Origin of the sequence: Lactobacillus kitasatonis DSM 16761 = JCM 1039, assembly GCF_000615285.1 — a bacterium.
Classification (GTDB): domain Bacteria; phylum Bacillota; class Bacilli; order Lactobacillales; family Lactobacillaceae; genus Lactobacillus; species Lactobacillus kitasatonis.
Map to the genome: position 1 here is coordinate 1 of NZ_BALU01000024.1, position 3,311 is coordinate 3,311.

General features: G+C 37.7%; 1 protein-coding gene. It reads left to right on the plus strand.

Annotated features, from left to right (window positions below):
* Positions 1 to 275 precede the first annotated feature (275 nt).
* Positions 276 to 3,311, plus strand: a 3,036-nt coding sequence (locus tag JCM1039_RS11600) for a DUF1542 domain-containing protein (RefSeq protein WP_034533201.1), incomplete at its 3' end; no start/stop codon positions are given.

Below are 3,311 nucleotides of genomic sequence, written 5' to 3' on the forward strand. Positions count from 1 at the left end.
TTTGGATGAGAAAAACGCTTAAGCTTAGGGTAGTTCAATCTAGTCAGACTCTTTTCTATTAATATGTTTACAAGTCGAGTCTAACAAGATTGGGCTTTTTTTTGTTAACTAAAACGATATAACTAGCACCACGCGTATACAATTTATAAAGATGTATGCTAATTAATACGCATTACGTATGTTATTATAACGGTGTGCTCAGCCTTAATTATTTATCAAAACCGAAATTAAGTTATCGATATTCAATTAGTTATTAAACTTCAGGGGCAAAAATAATGATGAAGAGACTTGAATTTTTAGAAACTAAGCGGACACCGCGTTATAGTTTACGTAAGCTTAACGTTGGTGTGGCTTCCGTATTATTAGGAGTAACCATTTTTGGAATTAACTTTACAAATCATTCTGTAAAGGCAGCAACCATAGAAAGCGTTAAAACTTCCAATAGTTCACCAAACAGTAATTCGCAACAAACTTCAGCAGCTGTATTGACAACTGCTGAACAAACTAAGGGTATTAATGCAATTGGTGCAGTGAAAGTGCCTGATAGTCAAAATGATGCTAATAAGGCCATCGATGCTGCTCTTAACAAGAAGAATAGCGAAATTAATGGAGCAACCAATATTGATCAAACTACTAAAGACAAGTTGAACCAAGCAGCTACTGATGCAGCAGATAAAGCCCAAGACGCTATCAACCAAGCTACAACAAACAATGATGTAGCTACTGAGCAAACTGATACTCAGAAAGCAGCTAGTGCAACAGGAAAAGTTCAACAAAGTAGTGCAAGTAACAATGCAACAGCTAATAATTCTACAGAAGCTGCGACAACCTCAAGTACTAAAGCTAATCAAACAACTCAAACCGCAACTAAAAATTCTGATAATACAAAGGTTAGCTCTAATACAACTAACAAGGAAAATAGCCACCCAACTAACAAGACCACTAACACTCAAGTAGTAAGTACCATTGATAAAACTTTAGCAAGTCTCCTTACTAAATTACTAGCAACTACTTCCACAACTGGTAATTCGGCTAGTGATAGTTCAACTTTGCCTAAATCAGATCAAACGGTTACGAAAGTAACTGACCCAATGATGAGTGATTATCAAAATCGTGGTGGTAAAAATACCTGGATTGATCAGACAATTGCGCCAAGTTGGTTTGGCAGTCTTGGCACAGACTATGCAGGTAATGCTGAAAACGTAATTTTTGGTGATACAGGTATTATTAAGAACAATCCAGATAAGTACTTCTTTGCGGGATATGCTGATTTTTCAGAACATTATCACCGAATTATTTTATTTGCAAGAGGCCAAGATGCTAGCGATAAAAACCTCTATACTTATGTAGTCCACACGTATTCTGATAATGTTCAGCCACAAACAGAAACTCCAAATGAAACTGCTCCTGAAATTGAATATAAAGGTAAAGGTGGTAAAGGTGGTAGTACCTACAATTTACAAGTCCATAACTATAATGGTGAATCATTCTCTGTAGTCTTGAAGAACTTTAAATACGATAGCCAAGGTGGCTATGGTTTAACGCCTATTTTTGATCAAGGTATTTTAAATCCTGAATACAAGGACAAAACTGAAAAGGATTTGGATGGTACGAATGGTATCAACTATAAAGAACAGATTGTTGGCTGGTCTAGTGTAATCCCACAAGAAACTACCACCTCAGTAAGATATGTTGATCTAGAGACAGGTAAAGATATTGCTCAACCATTGATGGTTAATGGCTATGGTTATCAAGGCTTTAAGATTAATGGCGATGCGCCAAAAATTGATGGCTATACTTTAGTAAGCGGTCCTAAGACCCTAGGCTTGTCGTATGAAGATGGTATTATTGCACCTTATAAGGTAGGTAAAACTTATACGCAATACATTACCGATGATGTTTATGTAAAACAAACTGTTATTGATACTAATGGTACTGTAAGAGCAACTGCATATTACAAGGGACAACCTCTTGGTGCTAGTGCAAGTAAAATTTTAGGCCATGACGATAACAATGATTCAATGAGCTTTACGGCAGGTGGTCAAAGCTACACCTACAATAATCGCATCAACGATGTTGATGGTGCCATGGTTTACTACTACCAAAAAGTTGGTGAAGAAGGTAAAAGAAGTCAAAGTCAACTTCGTGTTCATTATATCGATGTAACTAAGGATACAGACGATAGTCAATATGCTCCTAGCGATGGTGTACCTGCAACTAATTCTATTAGTGGTAATCCTCTAACTTATACTGGAACTATTGGGGATACTTATGATTATGCTACTAACGCTAAGGCTCCAGAAGGATATGTATTAGTTGGTACTAGTCCAAATCTAAAGGGTACTTTTTCAAAAAGTGATCACGATGCCTATATTTATGTAAAAATTGATCGCAATGGTGCCAATGCTACGATCGAAAACTTAACGCATTTGAATAACGCCCAAAAGCAAGCAGCTGAAGCAGCAATTGATAAAGCTACTGATTTAAATACCATGAATCAAGCAACCAGCACGGCTACGACGCTTGATGGCGATATGGGTAAATTATCAGATTTAACTGCTGATTTAACTAATACTAATAACTATAAATATGCTTCGGATACACCAAAGTCAACTGTTGCAACTGATTGTACCGAAGCCGACGTTTTACTTGATAAAACTGCAGGTCAAAATGCTGATGATGCAACTGTTCTGAAGTTAATCGATCAAATCAATACCCATAAGAGTAGCTTGGATGGTGACACCAATTTATCAGCTGCAGAAACAACCATTAGTGGGCTTACCCACTTAAATGATGCTCAACGTTCAGCTGCTAACCAAGCGGTTACCAACGCAAGTGATTTGACTGGCTTAAAGACCGCAGTTGGCAATGCCCAATCAGTCGACTCAGCAATGAGTGATCTGCAAACCGCTGTTAATCAGGCTAACGAAGCTAAAACTACCAATAATTATTTGCAAGCAAGTGCCAATAAACAAGATAACCTTAATTCTGCGGTTCAAAATGCTCAAGCTGTTCTAGCAGCAACAGGTGCAAATGATTCAGCTAACCAAGTAAAAGCTCTTACCAAGTCAGTAAAAGATGCAGTTGATGCTTTGGATGGGGATGCAAATACTAAGAAGCAAGCTTTAACAAATATTGATGACGTAGCAGAAGCCGCAAAGCAGGCAATTGATAAGACTAACGGTATTACTGACAGTGAGAAACAAGCTGCTAAGGGCCAAGTTGATGCCGATGCTCAGGCCGCTAAGCAAGCTATTGGTCAGGCTAAATCTAATAAAGCTGTTACTGATGCAGTCAACAACGGAACTGTA